Below are 17,905 nucleotides of genomic sequence, written 5' to 3'. Positions count from 1 at the left end.
TCTGTTCAAAATTGTTGCGGCCGCACGGCCGCTTGTCCCAACAGCTCCGCCTTCATGGAAATGATGACGGTTTCGATTTCCGCTAACCCGCCGCCGACTTCCTGCAGTCCGGCCTGGCAGCAGCGGTCGCACAGCTTTTCAAAAAAGCCGCTGACGCCGTTTGACGCCATCATGTCCCCTACCTGGGCCGCCGTGTTGGCTCCGCGGATTTCGGCAACCAGCGTTTCCGAAGCCCCCGCTTCTTCCGCCACCTGCGCCAAAAATCCGAAATCGACCGGGGCGCTTTTGGAATGAACCATCATGACGCCCTGGGCCACTTTGGAAAATTTGCCCATCATCCCGACAAGCGTCACTTTCCGGACCCCTTGTCTTTGGCACTGGGTGAGCGCGAAGCCGACAAAATCGCCCATCTCGACGAAAGCTTCCTCCGGCAGCTCCGGGTACATGCCGATGCCGTAAGTCTCCGTCCGGCCACCGGTGGACAAAACGATATGGTCGCAGCCGCATTTGACGGCGACGCGGATCGCCTGGGCGACGCTCGCTTTGTAGGCCGATGTGGAGAAAGGCACCACGATTCCGCGAGTGCCCAGAATCGAGATGCCGCCGATAATGCCCAGACGCCCGTTGAGCGTCTTCTTCGCAATTTCTTCGCCGTCCGGCACGGATACGGTCACGTCGACGCCGCGCTTTTCTTCGAAGCCGTCGAGCACTTCCTGCACGGTTTCGCGGATCATTTTACGCGGCACCGGATTGATCGCCGCCATGCCGACCTCGACCGGCAGGCCGGGCTTCGTCACGCGTCCGACGCCGACGCCGCCGTCAATCGCGATGCCCGGCTCATCGCGCCAGCTTACCCGCACGACGATTTTCGCGCCGTGCGTCGCATCGGGATCGTCGCCGCCGTCCTTGATCACGGCGGCTTCGCCCCACAGCTGCGTATACTCGCAGCTGTGCAGGTCAAAGGCGACCGTATCCCCGGTCGGGATACGGATGCGCACTTGCGCTTGCGGCGCCTGCCCGATGAGCGCCAGCAGCGCGGCTTTGGCTCCTGCAGTGGCGCAGGAGCCGGTGGTGTAGCCGTAGCGCAGCGGCTTCGCGTCCTCTGCCATACGCGCGCTACTCCTTGCGCGCGGCGAGAATCGACAGCGCGTTCACCGCTGCGACGGCCACGGGGCTGCCGCCCTTGCGGCCGATGTTCGTGATGAACGGCACGTCCAGCTTCGCGAGCTCCTCCTTCGATTCCGCCGCGGATACGAAGCCGACGGGCACGCCGACGATGAGGCCCGGCTTGGCCGCGCCTTCCTTGACGAGGCGGATCAGCTCCAGCAGCGCCGTCGGCGCATTGCCGATGGCGAAGATGCCGCCTTCCGCTTCCTTGATCGCTTTGCGGATGGAAACGATCGCCCGCGTCGTATTCAGCCGCTTCGCTTCCTCGATCACGTCGGCATCGGAGATGTACACCTTGACTTCTCCGCCGAACTGCTCGATCCGCGGCTTGCTGATGCCGACCTGCACCATCTGTACGTCGGCCACCAAAATTTTGCCTGCGCGGATCGCTTCCACGCCCGCCTGAATCGCCCGCGGATGGAACACCAGACTGCGTCCCAGCTCAAAATCCGCCGAAGCGTGAATGACCCGCTGCACGACCGGGTACTGCTCGTCCGTAAACGGATGCTCGCCAAGCTCCTCCGTAATCATCTCGAAGCTTTTTTCCTCAATTTCCTGCGGTTGTACGGTTAAAGGTTTGAACTCTGTATGAAATTCCACGTAGAATTACGCCTCCTTATTGATCGACTCCCCGATATGCCGAACGACTCCGTCAAAATCCGAGAACAGCGTCCCGTATTCGATGCCCGGCCTGCCGATGACGATGCTTTCGATGCCCATCTCCAGCGCCGCTTCGAGCTTTTCGTCCACCGCTCCGACTTTGCCGCTTTCCTTCGTAATCATCAAAGTTACGTTGTAATGCGCATACAGCGCTTTGTTCAGCTCTTTGGAAAAAGGCCCCTGCATGGCGACGATGTTTTTTTGCTCGATGCCGAGCTCCTCGCATTTTTCCATGTTGTCTTTGCGCGGCAGCATGCGGGCGACGAGCGTCGTGTCAGGCAAACCGTTCAGCCGGTCGGCAAAAATTTTCAGCGTCTTGCTGCCCGTAGTCAGCATGATGCAGCCCTTTTTTTGCGCGGCGGCCTCAGCGGCCTGCTTGTAGTCGTCCACGATCGTGACGAGCGCGCTCTGCTCGTAGGCAAGACTTTGCCGCTCGAACCGCACATACGGAACTTGCGCAGCTTGCGCCGCGGCCATGGCGTTCTTCGACGCCTCCTCGGCAAAAGGATGCGTGGCGTCCGCTACGACGCGAACGCCCTTGTCGGCAATCAACCGCCGCATATCCTCGGCTGTCAGCCTGCCTGTCAGCACGGGCAGCCCTGCGGCTTCCATGCTTTTGGCGGCGCTCTCCGTGACGACCGTCGTCAGCACGGCATGCCCGGCTGACCGGATCCGCAGCGCCAGCTCCCTGGCATCGCTTGTGCCCGCTAAAACGAGTATCATCGCTTCGTTCCTCCCGCGTGCTCGTGCTCATGCTCGTGATCGTGGTGGTCTTGGTCATGGTCGTGGTCATGATGATGATCGTGATCGTGATGATGATGGTCGTGATCATGATCATGGTGATGGTGATGTCCGTGATCATGGTCATGGTCGTGATGATGGTGGTGATCGATATGCTTCATCGCCTCTAGACGGTATTGGCACATGTCGCAGTTCATTTTAACCTCGTCCTGCACCGCTTCCAGCGCCCGGCCGATCAAAATTTCCTGCAGCAGCGGATGGAAGCCGAAGTAAGGAGCCAAATGAAATTCCTGCTCCCGATACTGCCGGCGGTATCCTTCCACCATTTCCTCCATCCGCTGAATCAAAATGCCTGTAAAAAGAAAATAAGGCAAAATAATTACTTTTTTGGCGCCGAGCTTGATGCATCGTTCCACGCCGTCATCCATCAGCGGAGCGGTAACGCCGATAAAAGCCGTCTCCACCCATTTTACTTTCAGCCGTTCCCAAAGCAGCCTGGAAATTTTGAACAGATCGCTGTTGGCATCCGGATCGCTGCTGCCCCGGCCGACGATCAAAAACGCCGTGTCCTCCAGCTCATTCTCCAGCCGAACGCCGGAATCCTGCACTCTGGACGTTAAAATGTCCAAAATTTGATCGTGTACGCCGATCGGTCTGCCGTATGTAAACCCGATATGCGGGTATTTCCGCTTAGCCTCGTCAATCGCCGCGGGAATATGAATTTTGGCATGACCGGCCGCAAATAAAATAATAGGTATGACCACAACCCGGTCCGCGCCAAGCTCGATACAGCGATCGATTCCTTGAGCGATGGTCGGCTCGACGAATTCAAGGAAACAAGTCTCTACGATAAAACCGTCCATCTTCCCGGCAATTTCCGCAATAAACTGCCGGACCTCCTCATTGCCTTCCTCATCCCGGCTTCCGTGCCCTACAAACAAGACAGCATTCATGTCTTTATCCCCTCCCAAAACTTCACCGTGCTCTATCCATAAAAAACGAACATGCTGGTATAACGTTCTAATCGCCGCAGACGGCGTTTTCAATGACGAATCCTTGCGCTTCCTGGTGGCGGTAGCCTTCTATTTCTTTAACGCGTTTAAAAAACTTGTGGAACCGCTCGTTCGGATGCCCTTCCCGCTTGTACCGCTCGACAATTCTGACGACCTGCTCGACGAGCTCCGACGGATCGATGCCTTCCGCTACCGGTTGGGCCGGATGCGCGTTTCTGCCGACGGTTTTGCCTCCCAAAAACAAATCGAACTTTTCCTTCCGGTATACGATGCCGATATCCTGCTGCACCGCGCCATAGCAAGCCATGCCGCAGCCGTTGAAGCCGATTTTCAGCTCCTTCGGTACCTCCAGATTGCCGATTCTTTGATGCAGCGCCTCCGCATAAGGAATCGATTCCCCTTTTTCCAGATTGCAAAAGTCGCAGGCTTTAATCTGCGCAACGTCGCCGATCGGCGAAAGCATGAGGCCGAGCTCGCTCAGCTCGGAAGTGATATCCTGCGGATTGTCCGTCTGGATGCGGACGATCAATTGATGGTGCGGCGAATATTCGATGTCGCCCCTGTCGCCGACGATTTCGCCCAGCGCGCATAACTGCGCCGCGCTCAACCGTTTATTTGCGATCCCCGGGCTTACCGCAAATTCAAAGATCGACTTTGTCGCGGTAAACGCCATCGGCTCCAAAGCCCCCGCAGCGCCGCCGCTGCCCCGGGAAACCAGCTCCAGCGCCTCCATCGCCAGCTGCAAAGGGCTGCTGGCTTGGGCCGCCGCTTGCGCTGCCTGCCGAACGGCCGGCTCTCCGCCGGCTGCGGCTCCCGCGCTTTCGCTCCGGTCTTCGGCCGGAGCCTCTTCCTCCTGCGCGAGCGCCCAAGGCTCCGCCTCGGCCCGCAGCCGCTGATGCGGCTTGAGCGGCTGCGTCTCCGCGCCCAGCGTATATTTGCGCTGATACCCCCGCGGGGTTATCAGCAGGCCGTCATAATTTTGGGTCGCCGAGTTGCCGATAATAATCGTTGTCAGCATCCCGATATCATGATTCAGCATATCGGCCAGCGTCGTTACGACGACGTGCTCCCGATCCCGGTATGCGCTCTTGACGATGCCGACCGGCGTTTGCGGCGAACGGTGCTGAAGCAAAATGCGCTGCGTCTCGACGATTTGCCGCGTCCTTCTTCCGCTGCGCGGGTTGTACAGCGCAATGACAAAATCCGCCTGCGCCGCGGCTTCCACCCGCCTTGCAATAAGCTCCCACGGCGTCAAATGGTCACTCAAGCTGATCGTGCACGCATCGTGCATAATAGGCGCGCCCAGCAAGGATGCAGCGGAATTGATGGCCGAGATGCCGGGGATGATTTCAACTTCGACGCCGCCCGCTGGCGTCCACCCTTGCTCCATCAACACTTCGTAGACAAGGCCGGCCATCCCGTACACACCGGCGTCTCCGCTTGAGATGACCGCTACCTTTTTCCCCAGCTTCGCTTGTCTGACCGCCTCTTGCGCCCGGCTCACTTCCTCCGTCATTCCGGTTCTTACAATTTGTTGTTCCGAAATCAAGCCGGATATAAGATCGACATATGTATTGTAGCCGATGATGATTTCACTTTCTTGAATAGCCTCGCGCGCCCGCTTCGTAATATGTTCGAAACTTCCCGGCCCGAAACCGATGACGAGCAATTTCCCCGGCATAGCAATCACCCTTTCTAAAAACCTTTTGCACGAATAAAAAAGCATTTCCAACACAACATCATGTTAGAAATGCCTGGTTTGAACGTCTTTTCAATAAGCACAGGAGCAACCGCCCTCTAACACACCCTAATTCCTCGTAGGGCAAAAGTGTCGTTCAAACCGGGCAGGTCTCCTGACTTCGATCATACTCCCGGCGTCTTCCCGGGTATTGCCCAGTGACATGCTGCCAAGGAGAGGCTTTGCTCCAAAGCCCGATCGTTACAGTGGCGGGTCCGTGCCGGATTCTCACCGGACTTCCCTTTTAACTGAATGAAACGTATCATTCAGCACCTGGTTCCATCCATATGCAATTAAAATCATCCTATCATCAATCGTATGCATTGTCTATGCAATTATTCATAGACAGAGCGGTAGAGACCTTCCAGCAAACTCTTGTAATCGGCCGGATCGTACGCAATTTCGGAAAAGCCGACATGAATCACTTTGTTCGTCGTACGCACGACAAAAAAACTTTCTTCCGTCCGCTCCGGATCGATGTATGTATAACATTCCAGGTGAGTGCTGCCTGTTTTATTTTGCAAAAATTGCGTTGCCTCGATACTTAGATTTGCGTATTTGGGCATGAAAACTCTCCTTCTTAACGAACGTTCTTTGCGGCGGCCCGATATCGGACAGAAGCGTAAAAAACAAGGTACAAACAGCTAAGAACCAGCATAAACACGCCGATAAAAACGAGCGCATCCCGCTGCTCCAGCAGCTTTAAGGAATCTTGCGCGATCGCCCAGGGCTTGCGGAATAAATCCCAGCTATTATACCGCAAAAAGCGGCCCAAAAACACGCCGACGCTGCACAGCAGCAGCAAGACGCCGGCCAACATCCAACTTGCGGCCGGGCGAAGCAGTCCCTGCCATATTTCGTGCACGAGATAGAAGGCAAACAAGCCGACCCAAAGGGCAATAATCGCCGTAAAAGCGTTCAGCAATACGTCAAAATGTACGGGAACCGACGATTTCAAATATGTCAAATGCACCAGATCCGTCAACATATACGGAGCATTCGGCAAAAACAGCAGCCATACCAGCAATCCGATCAGCAGTCTGATGCGGAATGTTTGCTGCATATGCCACCAGTAACGAACGGCCAGCGCCGCCGCCAGCGGAATCCAGGCCAGCATCAAGTTCGGCGCAATCAGCCATCTGTACAGAAAACTGCCCGACGACCCGTAAATACGGACCAGCAGCAGCGCCGTACAAGCCGCTGACGCGACCGCAAGCATACCGACCAAGTAAAACAAAGCCCGATTCATTTGCACATATATTTTGAAATTCAGCAGGAACAGCTCCTTTCGACGTTTCTATTATACCGCACAATCTATGAAACACGAATTCTCTCTTTAATTTTCCGAATATTCGTACTATAATAAAACTATCACGATATCGCTTTCAAAATTTCATATTTGGAGGAGGATTCATTATGGGCGGACAGCAAACCGGCGGATTGATCTTTGTGTTCACAGGCACAAGCGGTTCCGGTCGCAAAACAATTGCGCACCAAATTGCCAAAGAGCTCGGCTTCTCATCGGTTGCATCTTACACAACACGAACTCCAAGACCTAAAGAAATCGAAGGCAGAGATTACAAATTCATTTCACGGAAAGCGTTCATCGATGCGGATATTAACGGTGAATTTTTTCAGACGGCGGAAATCGACGGAAATTTTTACGGAATCAAACGTGCGGACATCGATCAAGCTCTCAAGGAACACGGCTCTATTTACGTTATCGTCAACCGCTATGCGGCCAACCGTTTCAAATATGAGTTCGGCGAACGGGCTGTCCGAATTTTTATTTATGCAAACAAGCAGACGATTATGGAAAGGCTTCTGGCGCGCAGCACGCCGATGGACGTTATCGATCATTATATGAACCACTATATCGAGGAAGTTTCCTACCGCAAGCAATGCGAACATGTATTTGAAAATATGGACTTGAGTCAGACTACGGAACTTGTGAAAAACACAATGCTTTCCTACGTACCGGCGCCAGCAGGCTGAACCACCTAAAAAGAGACCCGCCTTTACAGGCTGGAGTCTCTTTTTTTAGCGATTCATGCTCCGCGCATGCTTGCGTCTTAACGCCACATGGCCGCCCAATAAAGAAACCGGCACGATGACGATCAGTCCGATGATTTGGTACCAAAAAGCAACGCCGGGATTGGAAATCAGAGAATCAAAGCCGACCGCCGCGCCAATCACGCCTATGCATCCGGCATTGAAGTACTCGGCCCGTTTGGCTACCTTGGCCGCTACGTAAGCGCCGTAGAAAGACCAAAACATGCCGATAACCAAAAACGCAGCCAGCCATCCCGTGTAAGAATAAATTTTCATCAGATCTTGTTCATTGTCAGATTGCGTGGACAAAAAAATGAGGCTTATGCTTGCAGAAGATAAAAAAGTCCCTACATTGTCCACAATTACGCCTAAAATTACGGCTAAAAAATGAAAACTTTTTTCGCTTTTTTTGTTTTGTTCATCCATATTATGATGTGTTTACCTTTCCTATATACTACTGCCGACTACCATTCATCATAACATGGACGTATGCGGAGTATCCAGTTTGGCGGAATATTCGCTTATTTAAGCGTGCTTATGGCGTCGCGGTCGGAGTTGCAGTTGTCGTAGCTGCAGGCGTTGTAGTCGGCGTCGAAGTGCCAGTTGCCGTTGCTGCAGGCGTAGCGGTTGGCGTCGTAGTCGGCACTGGCGTTGTCGTGGCCGAAGGTATGACAATATATCCTTTGTCCGCCAGGGAGCGAATAATTTTGACGACTTCGGCTCTAGTGATCGCTCCATTAGGAAGAAAAGTGCCGTCCGGGTAACCGTTGACCAAACCCAAGTTGGCTGCCCAGAGGACGTTGTCCGTATACCATTGTCCGCTTGGAACATCGCTGAAAATGCTTTGCGCCGTGCCGGCAGCATTTGTCGGGCTTGGGGTCGCCGTTCCGACATCCAGCGGCCGAACATAGCCTTGATTTCTGGCGGCAATATCAGGATTACGGTAATGATCGACGCTTCTCGCCCTCATATTGTTGCTGGTGCATCCGGCTATTAAGGACATGGACAACACGGCTGCCGATAAGCACAAATAAAACTTTTTCATTGTTAGCTCACTCCTCTGTTAGTTTCCTTCATAGCATTTGCACGAATCCTTCAAATCAATCGGACGTTTTGACTCCTATGTATGGAAACTAACCCGGTTAGCAAAATGAGACCCATTTAATCAAAAAAATGCCGCTTGCTTACCGGTTGTTAAAAACCGATAAAACAGCGGCATTCTTTTTAAAAATGTGAAAACCGAATTACAAATCAAGAAAGCTTTGGATCAGCAAAAACGGCAGTGCACCAATCGCAATAAATGCATAAAGAAAACCTTTTAAAAAACTCATAACTTGTTTCACAATAATCACTCCTATTCTTTTGTCTATATTGTGAACTTAGTTCCATCTTACTCCTTTTTTTCGGCCGTTTTATTAAAGGAACATGAAAGCAACATTAATTTTCACAGCAAAAATGGCCGCAATCGCTTCCACTTGTGATTAAAATCATAGTCAACAAAATTAATTCTCATTTATTTCCATTTTATGTATTTCATTATTGATAGTTTTATGTTACTATATATATCATAATGATGTTATTATTTCTCATATAACCCTTTATATGGGCATTTGTATGCAGAATCTTGCATCATTATCCATTGCGCTTGCTAGTCTTAGATGCGCACTAAACTAGTACAGCCCAATATTGACCATTGGTTAAAAAAGGAGGCGATGTTTAAGTAGCAGTATCCAAACCATTTGTTTCCTTTAAACGGGAAAACAAAACTAAACCATTTAAGTTGGGAGAGATTCATTGATGAGAAAAGTATGGGTATCTATGATTACGGGTGCATTTTTGCTGGGGGCTGTGCAATCCGCACAAGCGGCTCCGCAGAGCAAGCCTGATGCTCTGAAAGATTGGTCTCCTGCCTTGTTCACAGCGGAAAATTGGAGCGCACCGAACGGAACTCCGGGCGAAGAAAAAATTTGGAAGTATCTCGACAGCAAAAAAGAGAAGCTGCAAATTGGCAAACGCGTTGCGCTTAAAGATCAAATTAAAATCGTGAAACAAGAAACCGACGCTAAGACAGGCGTACAGCATTATCGGTTAAAGCAGTATATTCAAGGCGTGCCGGTTTATGGCGCGGAGCAGACGGTGCATATTGATAAAGAAGGAAAAGTCACTTCCTTCTTCGGCAGTGTGCTGCCGGATGACAATCAAGCGTTGTCCAAAGGCATCGCTTCCCAAATTACGGAACAGCAAGCCATCTCTATTGCCGAGAAAGATACAGAAAGCATCGTCGGTAAACTTGGCGAGCCCCAAAAAACACCAAAAGCTGAGCTGAACGTATACTTAAATGATGGACAACCTGTGCTCGCCTATATAACGGAGGTCAACGTTCTGGAGCCAACGCCGACCCGCACGCGTTATATAATTAGCGCCGAAGACGGCAGCATTATATTCAAATACGACTTGCTGCAGCATGCCACGGGTACAGGCACAGGCGTACTGGGCGACACCAAAACGTTCACAACCACTTTATCCGGTTCGACTTACCAATTATTCGATAGCACCCGTGGCAACGGCATTGTAACTTATACCGCTTCCAACGGCACCTCGCTGCCTGGAACTTTACTGACCAAGTCCAACAATGTTTGGACGGATGGAGCAGCGGTAGACGCGCATACGTACGCAGAAAAAGTATATGACTTCTACTCCTCCAAATTCGGCCGGAACAGCCTGGACGGCAACGGCTTGCGGATCAAATCGACGGTTCATTACAGTACCGCTTACAACAATGCCTTTTGGAACGGCAGTCAAATGGTGTTCGGAGACGGGGATGGATCTGTTTTTATCCCGCTATCCGGTGATTTGGACGTAGTCGGCCATGAATTAACCCATGGCGTTATCGAGTATTCCGCCGATTTAAATTATTACGGAGAATCCGGGGCGCTAAACGAATCCATTGCCGATATTATGGGAAATACGATCGAATCCAAAAACTGGCTGATCGGCGATGCCGTATATACGCCTTCCGTCTCCGGAGACGCACTTCGCTCCATGTCAAATCCAACATTGTACGGCCAACCCGACTACTATCCGAACCGCTACACCGGTTCCTCTGACAACGGCGGTGTGCATACGAACAGCGGAATCAACAACAAAGCGTTCTACCTGCTTGCTCAGGGCGGTACGTTCAAAGGCGTCACCGTAGCCGGAATCGGCCGGAGTGCGGCTGTAGATATTTATTATCGTGCCCTTGTTTACTATCTGACCCCTACATCCAATTTCTCAGCTATGCGCGCTAGTGCCATCCAGGCGGCAACCGACTTGTACGGAGCAAATTCCAGTCAAGTAACAGCGGTTAAAAATGCTTATTCCGCGGTTGGGGTATCATAATCCGCCGCAATACGGCACCGCTTATGAAACAAATCGTTAAACATTAATGGATGAAAAGCAGGGCTGGCCCTTGTCATAGCGCAGTCGATTGAACCACTTGCGAGTGCAAACAATCGCTTCAACGTTATGCGAGGGCCAGCCCTCTTTTATTAAAGAAAAACTGCTCCTTTGCCGATGCGAGCGCTTATATCTTCCAGCCGCGAAATGCTTGCCTTCAACCAATGGAAACAGACCCTTAATCTTAATACACGTACGTTACAAATGCAGTTCCATGGGATCGTTACATAGCGTATACCCGTTCCTTGAATAGAACTCCCTGCTCTCTTCGCTTGGCCAGACGATAATGAATTCAAACTTGCTAGCCGTCGCCCACTCACGAATCACATGTAGAAGTTGACCACCGATTCCTCGTGACCGATAGCCTGGGTCGGTGTAGACGTTAGTCATGTAGGCAAACGGATATGTATTTCTTCCTGGCCGCGGCACTTTATCGATCAATTGGATATAGACATGAGACGTTATGATGCCATCCAATTCTGCAACCCAAATATGCCAGCGTTCGCCAAGTATAGCTTGTTCAAGAAATGCTCGGCACTTTGCAGCAAAAAGATCGAAATCATCCCGTACATGGGGTTGATGTTCCAAAGTAAATTCCCACCGCATCAAAATCAACGACTCAATGTCATTCTCAGTGGCCTTTCTAATGTTCATGAGCGACCTCCAACGTATTCATGTTCTAAGATCGAATACTGGTATGAATCGTGCCATTTCCCTTTGTTCCATCAGTATTTGGCCCCCAAATCATATATCGAACAACCTCGGCATCTGATGCGTAACGATGAACAGCGTTATAATCTTCAATTAAGAACTCTCTAATTATCAGACGATCCGTTTCTAGCCTCATAGTATCTCCCCTGCCTTTTTAGTCACTGAATCGCTACATCTTCTCATTATCCCTAAAGTGAAAATGTTCGTGGTAAATTCCGTTCATTCCGATCAGTTTGCCGCTCTTCTTATGATAGTAAGGAAACGTACGATTTATGGGCAACTGGAGGAGATGATAATTCATATTTTTCGGTAATGCATCCAGTTCAGCGATAGCTTTATCGCGAGAAGTGTAAATTCCGATCGGATAAAAGTTGGGGAAGCCTCCTGTATTCTCAGCTACAAAAATCGCCCAAATGTACTCATCCACCATTCAAAATAATCCTCACTTTCCACATGCGCCCGATTTACAAGTTCCAAAATTGCTAGTCCCCCTCAAAAGCATAAACCTTGTGGAGCAATCTTCGCAATGAAAAATCAAGTATTGTAACGTTCATATCTGTGTTAATGCTAGCTAGTATGCCGTGAGTCATTCTGAAAACGCGGGCCTGTATAATGCAGACGCTATTTGCGTTGAATCATCTATGTTACTTGTATAACGAAAAGGATTTGTGGGATAATTGACATTGAGCGTCATGGGTATGAAATACAATTTTAGGGTAATGGAATGGAGGGTTTTCCGTAATGTCGGATAGCACCAGCAATAATCCGGGAAAAATGCACTTTATGTTATGGTCTACGCCGCCAAGAACAACTTTTCCACAGGATATGACCGCAGAAGAACGGAACGTTATGCACCAACACATTGCCTATTGGACGGATAAACAGAATCAGGGGATTGTTCTGGTTTTCGGACCGATTCGAAAACCGAACGATCCTCACGGGCTCGCCATCATCGAGGTTGAAAATGCAGACCAAGTCCCACAACTCATCGCAGAAGATCCCGCCGTTATAGCGGGTGTGATGACTACGGACTTTTATCCGATGTTGGCAACCTTACCCAAATAACAATCTTCACTAAAGAATTCACTTGCGGCGATACAGACAATGAAGCCTTGCGTATGGCTAAAGAGTGTTTAGCGCTTCATCTATACGGTATGGAACGTGATAATGACGATATTCCGGAACCAGCACGGGTAATTGATATCAAAAAGGAAAATGAGCGTCAGGCAATCGTACTCATTGAGGTGTGGATGACTCCTTTTCGCGATGAGATGGCGAACAAGTCCGTAAAGAAAACGCTGACCATTCCGAAATGGCTCGACGATATCGCAGTAGAGCAGCACGTAAACTTTTCGCATATATTACAGGATGCGCTTAAAACGTATCTTGGCGTAAGCGATCGGAATAAATAACGTAGAAAACCTACCGTTTAGCCGCGGTAGGTTTTCTACGTTATCTGAGCAAATCTAGCCGCTAAATTAACCCGTTTGTTACATGAAGGAACGATCAAGTGGTTTAGCGAGCTTCCAAACTCCGCGTCATTCCCGCTTTCACGACACCTTATGCTCAATTCTCAGCTTATCCGCCACCATCGCGATGAATTCGCTATTCGTCCCGAGAACAGAGCGGAACTATACGTCAAGGAATCGCATAGTGGCGCGGAAAATTTACGGGAACAAAACGTTCAGCAATCGCAATAGCGATAAACTTTATCGGAATATATGACGCAAACTTTATCGCAATGGAGGCGTCCGATAAATGTCACACAATATTAATAGAAGTAATCCGAAATTTACGTTCATTAGTAAGCGAGACAGGCCCGTAAAATTTGACGTAAATAAAGCAATATCCGATTATATTTACGCAAAGCGAATCGAGAAACGTTCACCTAAAACGATCCAAGCGTACGAACAAACGCTAAATCAATTTCGTAAATGGTACGAAGATAAGAAACACGAAGCGGTAACCACGGATTTACTTCGCGAATATATTCATTACTTAACGTTCGAAAAGACGAGATGGGATGACCATCCGACCAGCCCTAACGGTGAAGTCGGCCTGTCTGCTAGATCGGTTAACAACATCATTCGTAATATGAAGATATTTTTCAATCAACTCGTTAGGGAACGTGTAATATCATATTCACCGATGGATGGGGTAAATTATCAAACGGAAGACAAAGATACTTTCGAGGTATTTACGGATGAGGACGTATTGAAATTGATAGGTGCACCGAATACACGGATTTATACCGGTCTGAGAGATCGATGCATGATGCTCGTACTCTGCGATACCGGCCTTAGATGCGGCGAGTTAACGCAGCTAAAGATATCGGATGTTGACCTTAAAATACGCCAAATAACAGTTCGTGCCGAAATTACTAAAACTAATACTACACGGATCATCCCAATTTCAAAGCAGACGGTTAAAGAGCTGGAAAAATTAATTTCGTACATGAACGTTAATGAAGACGATTACTTATGGCTTACACAATTCGGTGAACGTTATTACGCGGATTCGTTCAGCAAAATGCTGAAAAAGTACGGTAAGAAAGTCGGCATCATTAACGCAAGAGTATCCCCGCACACTTGGCGTCATTTCTTCGCGGTAAAATTTCTTCGTTCTGGCGGCGATCCAATCGCATTAGCACGATTGCTCGGCCATACATCGCTTGAAATGACACAAGTCTACGTTAGGTTCACGAAATCTGACTTACACGAGCAGCACGAGAAAGCGAGTCCTGTCGCGAACCTTATCGATAGTGGTAACGAACGCAAACGCGGTAAAATGAAATTCAAATAAAACGTAACCCCCGACATTAAAAATATTGCGCGGATTTTGCGAGCACCTAAACGAAGCCACAAGAGCCCCCCACTTGGGGGGTCTACGTTTTTATGCACTATTTATACACTTGAATAACCGACGAATAGGTAGTTTATCGGAATAGCTAAAAACCCCGCAATCCGCACTACTACGCCATTCTCCGTCTTCACGCTCAAACAGCCCGTTATACACTCATATGCATTCTCGCGAAAAGCCCGTCGTTATGCGGTTCTTCGTTATCCGTAATCATAACGGTATGCATCGTTTATACACCGCTGACCCCTGAGTTATAGAGCACGTGTCCGCCAGAGAGTTCCACCCGATAAAACGGCGCTATCGTCCGATATTGTCGGATACGTCTACCCGCGCAATCATACTCATGTCAGCGTTTTTTGACGGTTGCACAACGCTCACCCTACCGGACTTGCTCGGAAAATGCTACTATGGAAGCGAGGTGTTTTTATGACGGTTAATAAACAATTCCGCGTACAATTAGATTGCTTTATGGTCGAGGATTATCCGGGAGGATATTCGGAAGAGTGTCCGTACTCCGAGGTTATCTTAGTGAACAAAGAAGAGTTAGAAATGTTGCAGTACGACGAGTATCCGCTAGTCTGTAAAATATGCGGAGCTAATCCGATTCCCTATACGGTGTTGGACGAGGAATAAACGCAAAAACTGGGGCGCAACTGCACCCCGTTAAGAGTACGGTTACGCCCCGTTTATCATCGCGTCCAGTGCCGCAATATCCTTTTGAATTTCTTCGTCTGTCTTCCGTCTTGTCTCGATGTGTTCGCGTGCGTCCTCTACGAGTGTTCTATCGGTCAATAGCGCGAATCGACGCATATATAAATCGAGTGCTCTTACGCTCGGCACACCGTTACTACCTCCGCGAATAAGCTTCATAATAGCGACGTTAACCTCTGACCGCATACTTTCGAGCTGCTTATCGGTAAGATAATTCACGTAGGCAGCGAATGCCTCCTGTGATCTCCATTCGAATAAGGTCGACCGCGCAATTCCAATCTCATCGGCAAGTTCTTGCGCCGTTTTCTTCTTCCCGTTCTCGTTTAACAATTCCGCCCACTCATTATTAACGAGTAATTGCGCAGCCTTACGTTGTTGTGGCGTTAGTTGCGACTCTAATACTTTTCTCCGTTGTGTCATCAGATTCCCTCCGTTATATCTCGTCCTTAATCGTTTCAAAGTGCGCCCAGGCTGCCGCCAGCTCCGTCTCTAATGCTTCTTGATTCGCATTAAGTCGATCAACTTCGGCTCTGATGATGCGTGCTTGTTCAGACGGCGGTACATCGCTTTTATGATTGTATTCGTCTTGCCGCGGATCACCGCTTGCGAGCTTGAGAGCAAAATGCAGACTCCGAGTAACATTCGTATCAAGTTCGATCCCTGTTTTAATAGCGGAGTTAACTGTTTCCATTACTCCGAGCAACATGCGGTATCCAACGGCAATCAATCCGCAATGGAAACCGATCGACATGTTTAAAAGCTCTATGTCTTTGCGATAACTTTCGAACTTAGACGTATCAATCGGTATCAGCCGATCTTCTGCGATTATGGCCGCGTATTTCGTTGCGATTGGCAATAAAAACAGCTTCAACCGCTCGGCCAATACGATCGATAGCGGCAAAGTCACGAACTTTTCCGGAGGCTCCGGTAATTGACCGCGTTCTAGTCGCGCTTTTCTATTCCGTTCCTTTGCTTCTTCAATCCATTGGCTAAGTCTGTCTGCCGTTCCCGACACCTCGCCACCCCTTCCCGTCTGATTTCCTCTTTGCTTTCGTTTATCCATTCGCTTTAATGCTCTGGCACTAATCTCATCGCTAATATCGGGGCTATCGCCACTTACCTCCCCGCGAGTTCTACGGCAATTGCCTTCGCGATACGTTGAATATCCGCGTTCTCGCGCACCGTTACGCCGTTCATCGTCACGTTAACGTTAGTTCCTCCGCGGCGGCCGCCGGATGAGCGGTAGTCGTCCGCTGCCGCTGGCGTGAGCACCATTTCGTCTTTATGCGCGTACATCGGGTATCGATCGTAAGGAACGCGATCGAGTCCGCCAGCGTGGCCCGGCGGCGTTGACTCGGTAGCCTTTCCTCCAAATAGCGAACCTAAATCGCTCGACATTCTCTGGTTCATCTCAGAAAGAGCGTTCGTAACAGCGGACATTCCCGGAATCTTTTGGATGCCGGAGGTCAGATCGGTAGCAAATTGCGGGATTCCGCTGTTCATAATTGCCGATTTGGCTTGGTCTGAATAGCCCTGCGCGGCTACACCTAACGCGACAGCTACTTTACCTTGTACGGGAACAGGCGCGGCCGCCCCGGCAGCTAATCCGGACAAGATCGGATGATTCTTTACAGTTTCGCTGAGTCCGTTGATTAACCCAGTTCCGATCGATCCGCCTATCTTAAGCGCAGCATCCGTAATCGGCCCTGAGGCAGACTCAATGCCGGACGCGAGCGTAGACGAAATGTCCGCAGCGATGCTCTTTAATTTCGCGTTGCCCGTATCTGCATACCATTTATCAAACGATCTCTGAATATCTTTGAAGACGAAGTCAACTTGACTCTCGAACGTGTCCAGCTTCTGAAACTCCGGATTGTCGATAAAATGCGTCTTTACGTAGTTTCCGGCTTGCTCGAACTTGCGTATAATCGCGTCAACCGCTAATCCCGCCACTTTTTCAATGTTAGTGCCCCAACGATTGATAGTCGCTTCGTTTTTATTAATCCAATCGACGATTTTCTCAAAGCGAGGCTTTAGTGCGGACGTAATCCCGGTACCAAATCTAACAAGAATCCGATTATCGAAGGTATCATGCATTTGATCGTATAGGCCTTTAGTCGACCTACTCATTTCATCCATCATACCGCCAAATTGATCGTTCATTCCGTCGACTAGTATCCTAATCGCTTTGTCTGCGGGGATCAGTCCCTTTTCCGCCAGCTTCATGACTTCGGCCGTCGATACGCCTAAACGCTTCGATAGGATATCCCAGCCGTTTACCCCTGCCTCAACAAGTTGGAGCATTTCGTCTGCGGACACTTTCGTTTTGGCTTTCATTTGCCCTAGCGCTTTTGTGATGCGGTTTACTCCTTCCTCGCCTAGCGCCAGCCCCGCGGACGCGTTACCGATCCCGGTCAGCATCGGAATAACTTTTTTCGCGTCGAACCCAAACGCTAACAACAACTTCGAAGCGTCGCGGACCTGCGCAAGTCCAAACGGGGTCTTCGCGGCGAAATCAGTCATTTCCTCGATAAATTGATTCGCTTTCTCACCGTCTTTGAGCATTGTCTTAAAGGCAAGTCCTGCTTGCTCCGCATCCGACGCCAGCTTGAGCGCGTTGCTCGTCATTTTCGTTGCAGCAACCGCCGCCGCACCCGTGAAGATAGCGGTCGATAGGGAGCCGAGTTTCATGCTCGCGCTGAGTGCATTTGTGGAGCTGATTACACGCCGGATTCTCGGGCTAAAATCGTCAATCAGCCGCAGCCGCGCGGTTAAGTCGAACATCCTACATCAATCCTTTCATTAACGACCGCTT

General features: G+C 50.0%; 19 protein-coding genes and 1 riboswitch. Of the genes, 5 read left to right on the top strand and 14 right to left on the bottom strand.

Annotation, left to right across the window (positions count from 1 at the left end):
- Positions 1-5 precede the first annotated feature (5 nt).
- The 7 genes from AC3G2T_RS20175 to AC3G2T_RS20145 form a co-directional block, all read right to left on the bottom strand.
- A complete protein-coding gene (locus tag AC3G2T_RS20175) occupies positions 6-1,109 on the bottom strand; it encodes a cobalt-precorrin-5B (C(1))-methyltransferase (protein ID WP_488436650.1) in 1,104 nt (367 codons plus the stop codon).
- A 7-nt stretch (positions 1,110-1,116) separates the two neighbouring features.
- Positions 1,117-1,767: a precorrin-8X methylmutase gene (locus tag AC3G2T_RS20170; protein WP_474681523.1), complete on the bottom strand. Its 651-nt coding sequence runs from the start codon at positions 1,765-1,767 to the stop codon at positions 1,117-1,119.
- A 6-nt stretch (positions 1,768-1,773) separates the two neighbouring features.
- Positions 1,774-2,550, bottom strand: coding sequence for a precorrin-6A reductase (cobK, locus tag AC3G2T_RS20165; protein ID WP_488436649.1), 777 nt, complete (start codon positions 2,548-2,550; stop codon positions 1,774-1,776).
- Positions 2,547-3,521 carry a sirohydrochlorin chelatase gene (locus tag AC3G2T_RS20160; RefSeq protein ID WP_488436648.1) on the bottom strand — a complete coding sequence of 325 codons (975 nt, stop codon included), beginning with the start codon at positions 3,519-3,521 and terminating at the stop codon, positions 2,547-2,549. Before AC3G2T_RS20160 ends, cobK begins: the two co-directional genes overlap by 4 nt.
- Positions 3,522-3,588: 67 nt before the next feature.
- Entirely contained in the window at positions 3,589-5,262 is a 1,674-nt protein-coding gene (gene cobJ, locus AC3G2T_RS20155) for a precorrin-3B C(17)-methyltransferase (protein ID WP_488436647.1), read from the bottom strand.
- Positions 5,263-5,407: 145 nt separating this feature from the next.
- Positions 5,408-5,611: riboswitch (cobalamin riboswitch) on the bottom strand.
- 43 nt (positions 5,612-5,654) lie between these two features.
- Positions 5,655-5,885, bottom strand: a complete 231-nt coding sequence (locus AC3G2T_RS20150; protein ID WP_488436646.1) for a hypothetical protein — start codon at positions 5,883-5,885, stop codon at positions 5,655-5,657.
- A 14-nt stretch (positions 5,886-5,899) separates the two neighbouring features.
- Positions 5,900-6,568 carry a DUF1361 domain-containing protein gene (locus AC3G2T_RS20145; RefSeq protein WP_474681528.1) on the bottom strand — a complete coding sequence of 223 codons (669 nt, stop codon included), beginning with the start codon at positions 6,566-6,568 and terminating at the stop codon, positions 5,900-5,902.
- Between the two features lie 167 nt (positions 6,569-6,735).
- On the opposite strand from AC3G2T_RS20145, the gene AC3G2T_RS20140 reads away from it, so the two are divergent.
- Positions 6,736-7,314, top strand: coding sequence for a guanylate kinase (locus AC3G2T_RS20140; RefSeq protein WP_474681529.1), 579 nt, complete (start codon positions 6,736-6,738; stop codon positions 7,312-7,314).
- Between the two features lie 45 nt (positions 7,315-7,359).
- Here AC3G2T_RS20140 and AC3G2T_RS20135 read toward each other — a convergent pair whose 3' ends face one another.
- Both AC3G2T_RS20135 and AC3G2T_RS20130 read right to left on the bottom strand, forming a co-directional pair.
- Positions 7,360-7,647, bottom strand: coding sequence for a hypothetical protein (locus tag AC3G2T_RS20135; RefSeq protein ID WP_474681530.1), 288 nt, complete (start codon positions 7,645-7,647; stop codon positions 7,360-7,362).
- Between the two features lie 259 nt (positions 7,648-7,906).
- A complete protein-coding gene (locus tag AC3G2T_RS20130; protein ID WP_488436645.1) occupies positions 7,907-8,416 on the bottom strand; it encodes an S-layer homology domain-containing protein in 510 nt (169 codons plus the stop codon).
- A 752-nt stretch (positions 8,417-9,168) separates the two neighbouring features.
- Between AC3G2T_RS20130 and AC3G2T_RS20125 the strand changes: the two genes are divergently transcribed.
- Positions 9,169-10,752: a M4 family metallopeptidase gene (locus tag AC3G2T_RS20125; RefSeq protein WP_474681532.1), complete on the top strand. Its 1,584-nt coding sequence runs from the start codon at positions 9,169-9,171 to the stop codon at positions 10,750-10,752.
- A gap of 255 nt (positions 10,753-11,007) precedes the next feature.
- Here the strand turns inward: AC3G2T_RS20125 and AC3G2T_RS20120 are convergent, their stop codons facing one another.
- Together AC3G2T_RS20120 and AC3G2T_RS20115 are read right to left on the bottom strand one after the other, a co-directional pair.
- Positions 11,008-11,463, bottom strand: a complete 456-nt coding sequence (locus AC3G2T_RS20120; protein ID WP_474681533.1) for a GNAT family N-acetyltransferase — start codon at positions 11,461-11,463, stop codon at positions 11,008-11,010.
- A gap of 226 nt (positions 11,464-11,689) precedes the next feature.
- Entirely contained in the window at positions 11,690-11,950 is a 261-nt protein-coding gene (locus tag AC3G2T_RS20115) for a hypothetical protein (protein WP_474681534.1), read from the bottom strand.
- A 311-nt stretch (positions 11,951-12,261) separates the two neighbouring features.
- On the opposite strand from AC3G2T_RS20115, the gene AC3G2T_RS20110 reads away from it, so the two are divergent.
- The 3 genes from AC3G2T_RS20110 (at position 12,262) to AC3G2T_RS20100 (ending at position 14,322) form a co-directional block, all read left to right on the top strand.
- A complete protein-coding gene (locus AC3G2T_RS20110) occupies positions 12,262-12,585 on the top strand; it encodes a YciI family protein (RefSeq protein WP_474681535.1) in 324 nt (107 codons plus the stop codon).
- A gap of 53 nt (positions 12,586-12,638) precedes the next feature.
- A complete protein-coding gene (locus AC3G2T_RS20105) occupies positions 12,639-12,932 on the top strand; it encodes a type II toxin-antitoxin system HicB family antitoxin (RefSeq protein WP_474681536.1) in 294 nt (97 codons plus the stop codon).
- Positions 12,933-13,278: 346 nt separating this feature from the next.
- Entirely contained in the window at positions 13,279-14,322 is a 1,044-nt protein-coding gene (locus tag AC3G2T_RS20100) for a tyrosine-type recombinase/integrase (RefSeq protein ID WP_474681537.1), read from the top strand.
- Positions 14,323-15,054: 732 nt separating this feature from the next.
- Here the strand turns inward: AC3G2T_RS20100 and AC3G2T_RS20095 are convergent.
- The 3 genes from AC3G2T_RS20095 to AC3G2T_RS20085 are packed head-to-tail and all read right to left on the bottom strand — an operon-like array spanning position 15,055 to position 17,874.
- Positions 15,055-15,510: a phBC6A51 family helix-turn-helix protein gene (locus AC3G2T_RS20095; RefSeq protein ID WP_474681538.1), complete on the bottom strand. Its 456-nt coding sequence runs from the start codon at positions 15,508-15,510 to the stop codon at positions 15,055-15,057.
- A 13-nt stretch (positions 15,511-15,523) separates the two neighbouring features.
- On the bottom strand, positions 15,524-16,153 hold the full coding sequence (locus tag AC3G2T_RS20090) for a hypothetical protein (protein WP_474681539.1): 630 nt from the start codon (positions 16,151-16,153) through the stop codon (positions 15,524-15,526).
- Between the two features lie 53 nt (positions 16,154-16,206).
- On the bottom strand, positions 16,207-17,874 hold the full coding sequence (locus AC3G2T_RS20085; protein ID WP_474681540.1) for a tape measure protein: 1,668 nt from the start codon (positions 17,872-17,874) through the stop codon (positions 16,207-16,209).
- Positions 17,875-17,905 lie beyond the last annotated feature (31 nt).

The sequence above is a fragment of the Paenibacillus sp. sgz302191 genome, assembly GCF_057749925.1.
Note: the sequence above shows the minus strand (reverse complement) of the source record. Positions and strands in the feature narration are given on the sequence as shown.

What these genes read in the sequence shown, in the direction of transcription:
- AC3G2T_RS20105 (WP_474681536.1), top strand. Translation starts at nt 12,639, where the DNA reads ATGGCTAAAGAGTGTTTAGCGCTTCATCTATACGGTATGGAACGTGAT.
- AC3G2T_RS20130 (WP_488436645.1), bottom strand. Translation starts at nt 8,416, where the DNA reads ATGAAAAAGTTTTATTTGTGCTTATCGGCAGCCGTGTTGTCCATGTCC.
- AC3G2T_RS20140 (WP_474681529.1), top strand. Translation starts at nt 6,736, where the DNA reads ATGGGCGGACAGCAAACCGGCGGATTGATCTTTGTGTTCACAGGCACA.
- cobK (WP_488436649.1), bottom strand. Translation starts at nt 2,550, where the DNA reads ATGATACTCGTTTTAGCGGGCACAAGCGATGCCAGGGAGCTGGCGCTG.
- cobJ (WP_488436647.1), bottom strand. Translation starts at nt 5,262, where the DNA reads ATGCCGGGGAAATTGCTCGTCATCGGTTTCGGGCCGGGAAGTTTCGAA.
- AC3G2T_RS20150 (WP_488436646.1), bottom strand. Translation starts at nt 5,885, where the DNA reads ATGCCCAAATACGCAAATCTAAGTATCGAGGCAACGCAATTTTTGCAA.
- AC3G2T_RS20095 (WP_474681538.1), bottom strand. Translation starts at nt 15,510, where the DNA reads ATGACACAACGGAGAAAAGTATTAGAGTCGCAACTAACGCCACAACAA.
- AC3G2T_RS20135 (WP_474681530.1), bottom strand. Translation starts at nt 7,647, where the DNA reads ATGAAAATTTATTCTTACACGGGATGGCTGGCTGCGTTTTTGGTTATC.
- AC3G2T_RS20115 (WP_474681534.1), bottom strand. Translation starts at nt 11,950, where the DNA reads ATGGTGGATGAGTACATTTGGGCGATTTTTGTAGCTGAGAATACAGGA.
- AC3G2T_RS20110 (WP_474681535.1), top strand. Translation starts at nt 12,262, where the DNA reads ATGTCGGATAGCACCAGCAATAATCCGGGAAAAATGCACTTTATGTTA.
- AC3G2T_RS20125 (WP_474681532.1), top strand. Translation starts at nt 9,169, where the DNA reads ATGAGAAAAGTATGGGTATCTATGATTACGGGTGCATTTTTGCTGGGG.
- AC3G2T_RS20160 (WP_488436648.1), bottom strand. Translation starts at nt 3,521, where the DNA reads ATGAATGCTGTCTTGTTTGTAGGGCACGGAAGCCGGGATGAGGAAGGC.
- AC3G2T_RS20100 (WP_474681537.1), top strand. Translation starts at nt 13,279, where the DNA reads ATGTCACACAATATTAATAGAAGTAATCCGAAATTTACGTTCATTAGT.
- AC3G2T_RS20120 (WP_474681533.1), bottom strand. Translation starts at nt 11,463, where the DNA reads ATGAACATTAGAAAGGCCACTGAGAATGACATTGAGTCGTTGATTTTG.
- AC3G2T_RS20090 (WP_474681539.1), bottom strand. Translation starts at nt 16,153, where the DNA reads ATGGATAAACGAAAGCAAAGAGGAAATCAGACGGGAAGGGGTGGCGAG.
- AC3G2T_RS20085 (WP_474681540.1), bottom strand. Translation starts at nt 17,874, where the DNA reads ATGTTCGACTTAACCGCGCGGCTGCGGCTGATTGACGATTTTAGCCCG.
- AC3G2T_RS20145 (WP_474681528.1), bottom strand. Translation starts at nt 6,568, where the DNA reads ATGAATCGGGCTTTGTTTTACTTGGTCGGTATGCTTGCGGTCGCGTCA.
- AC3G2T_RS20175 (WP_488436650.1), bottom strand. Translation starts at nt 1,109, where the DNA reads ATGGCAGAGGACGCGAAGCCGCTGCGCTACGGCTACACCACCGGCTCC.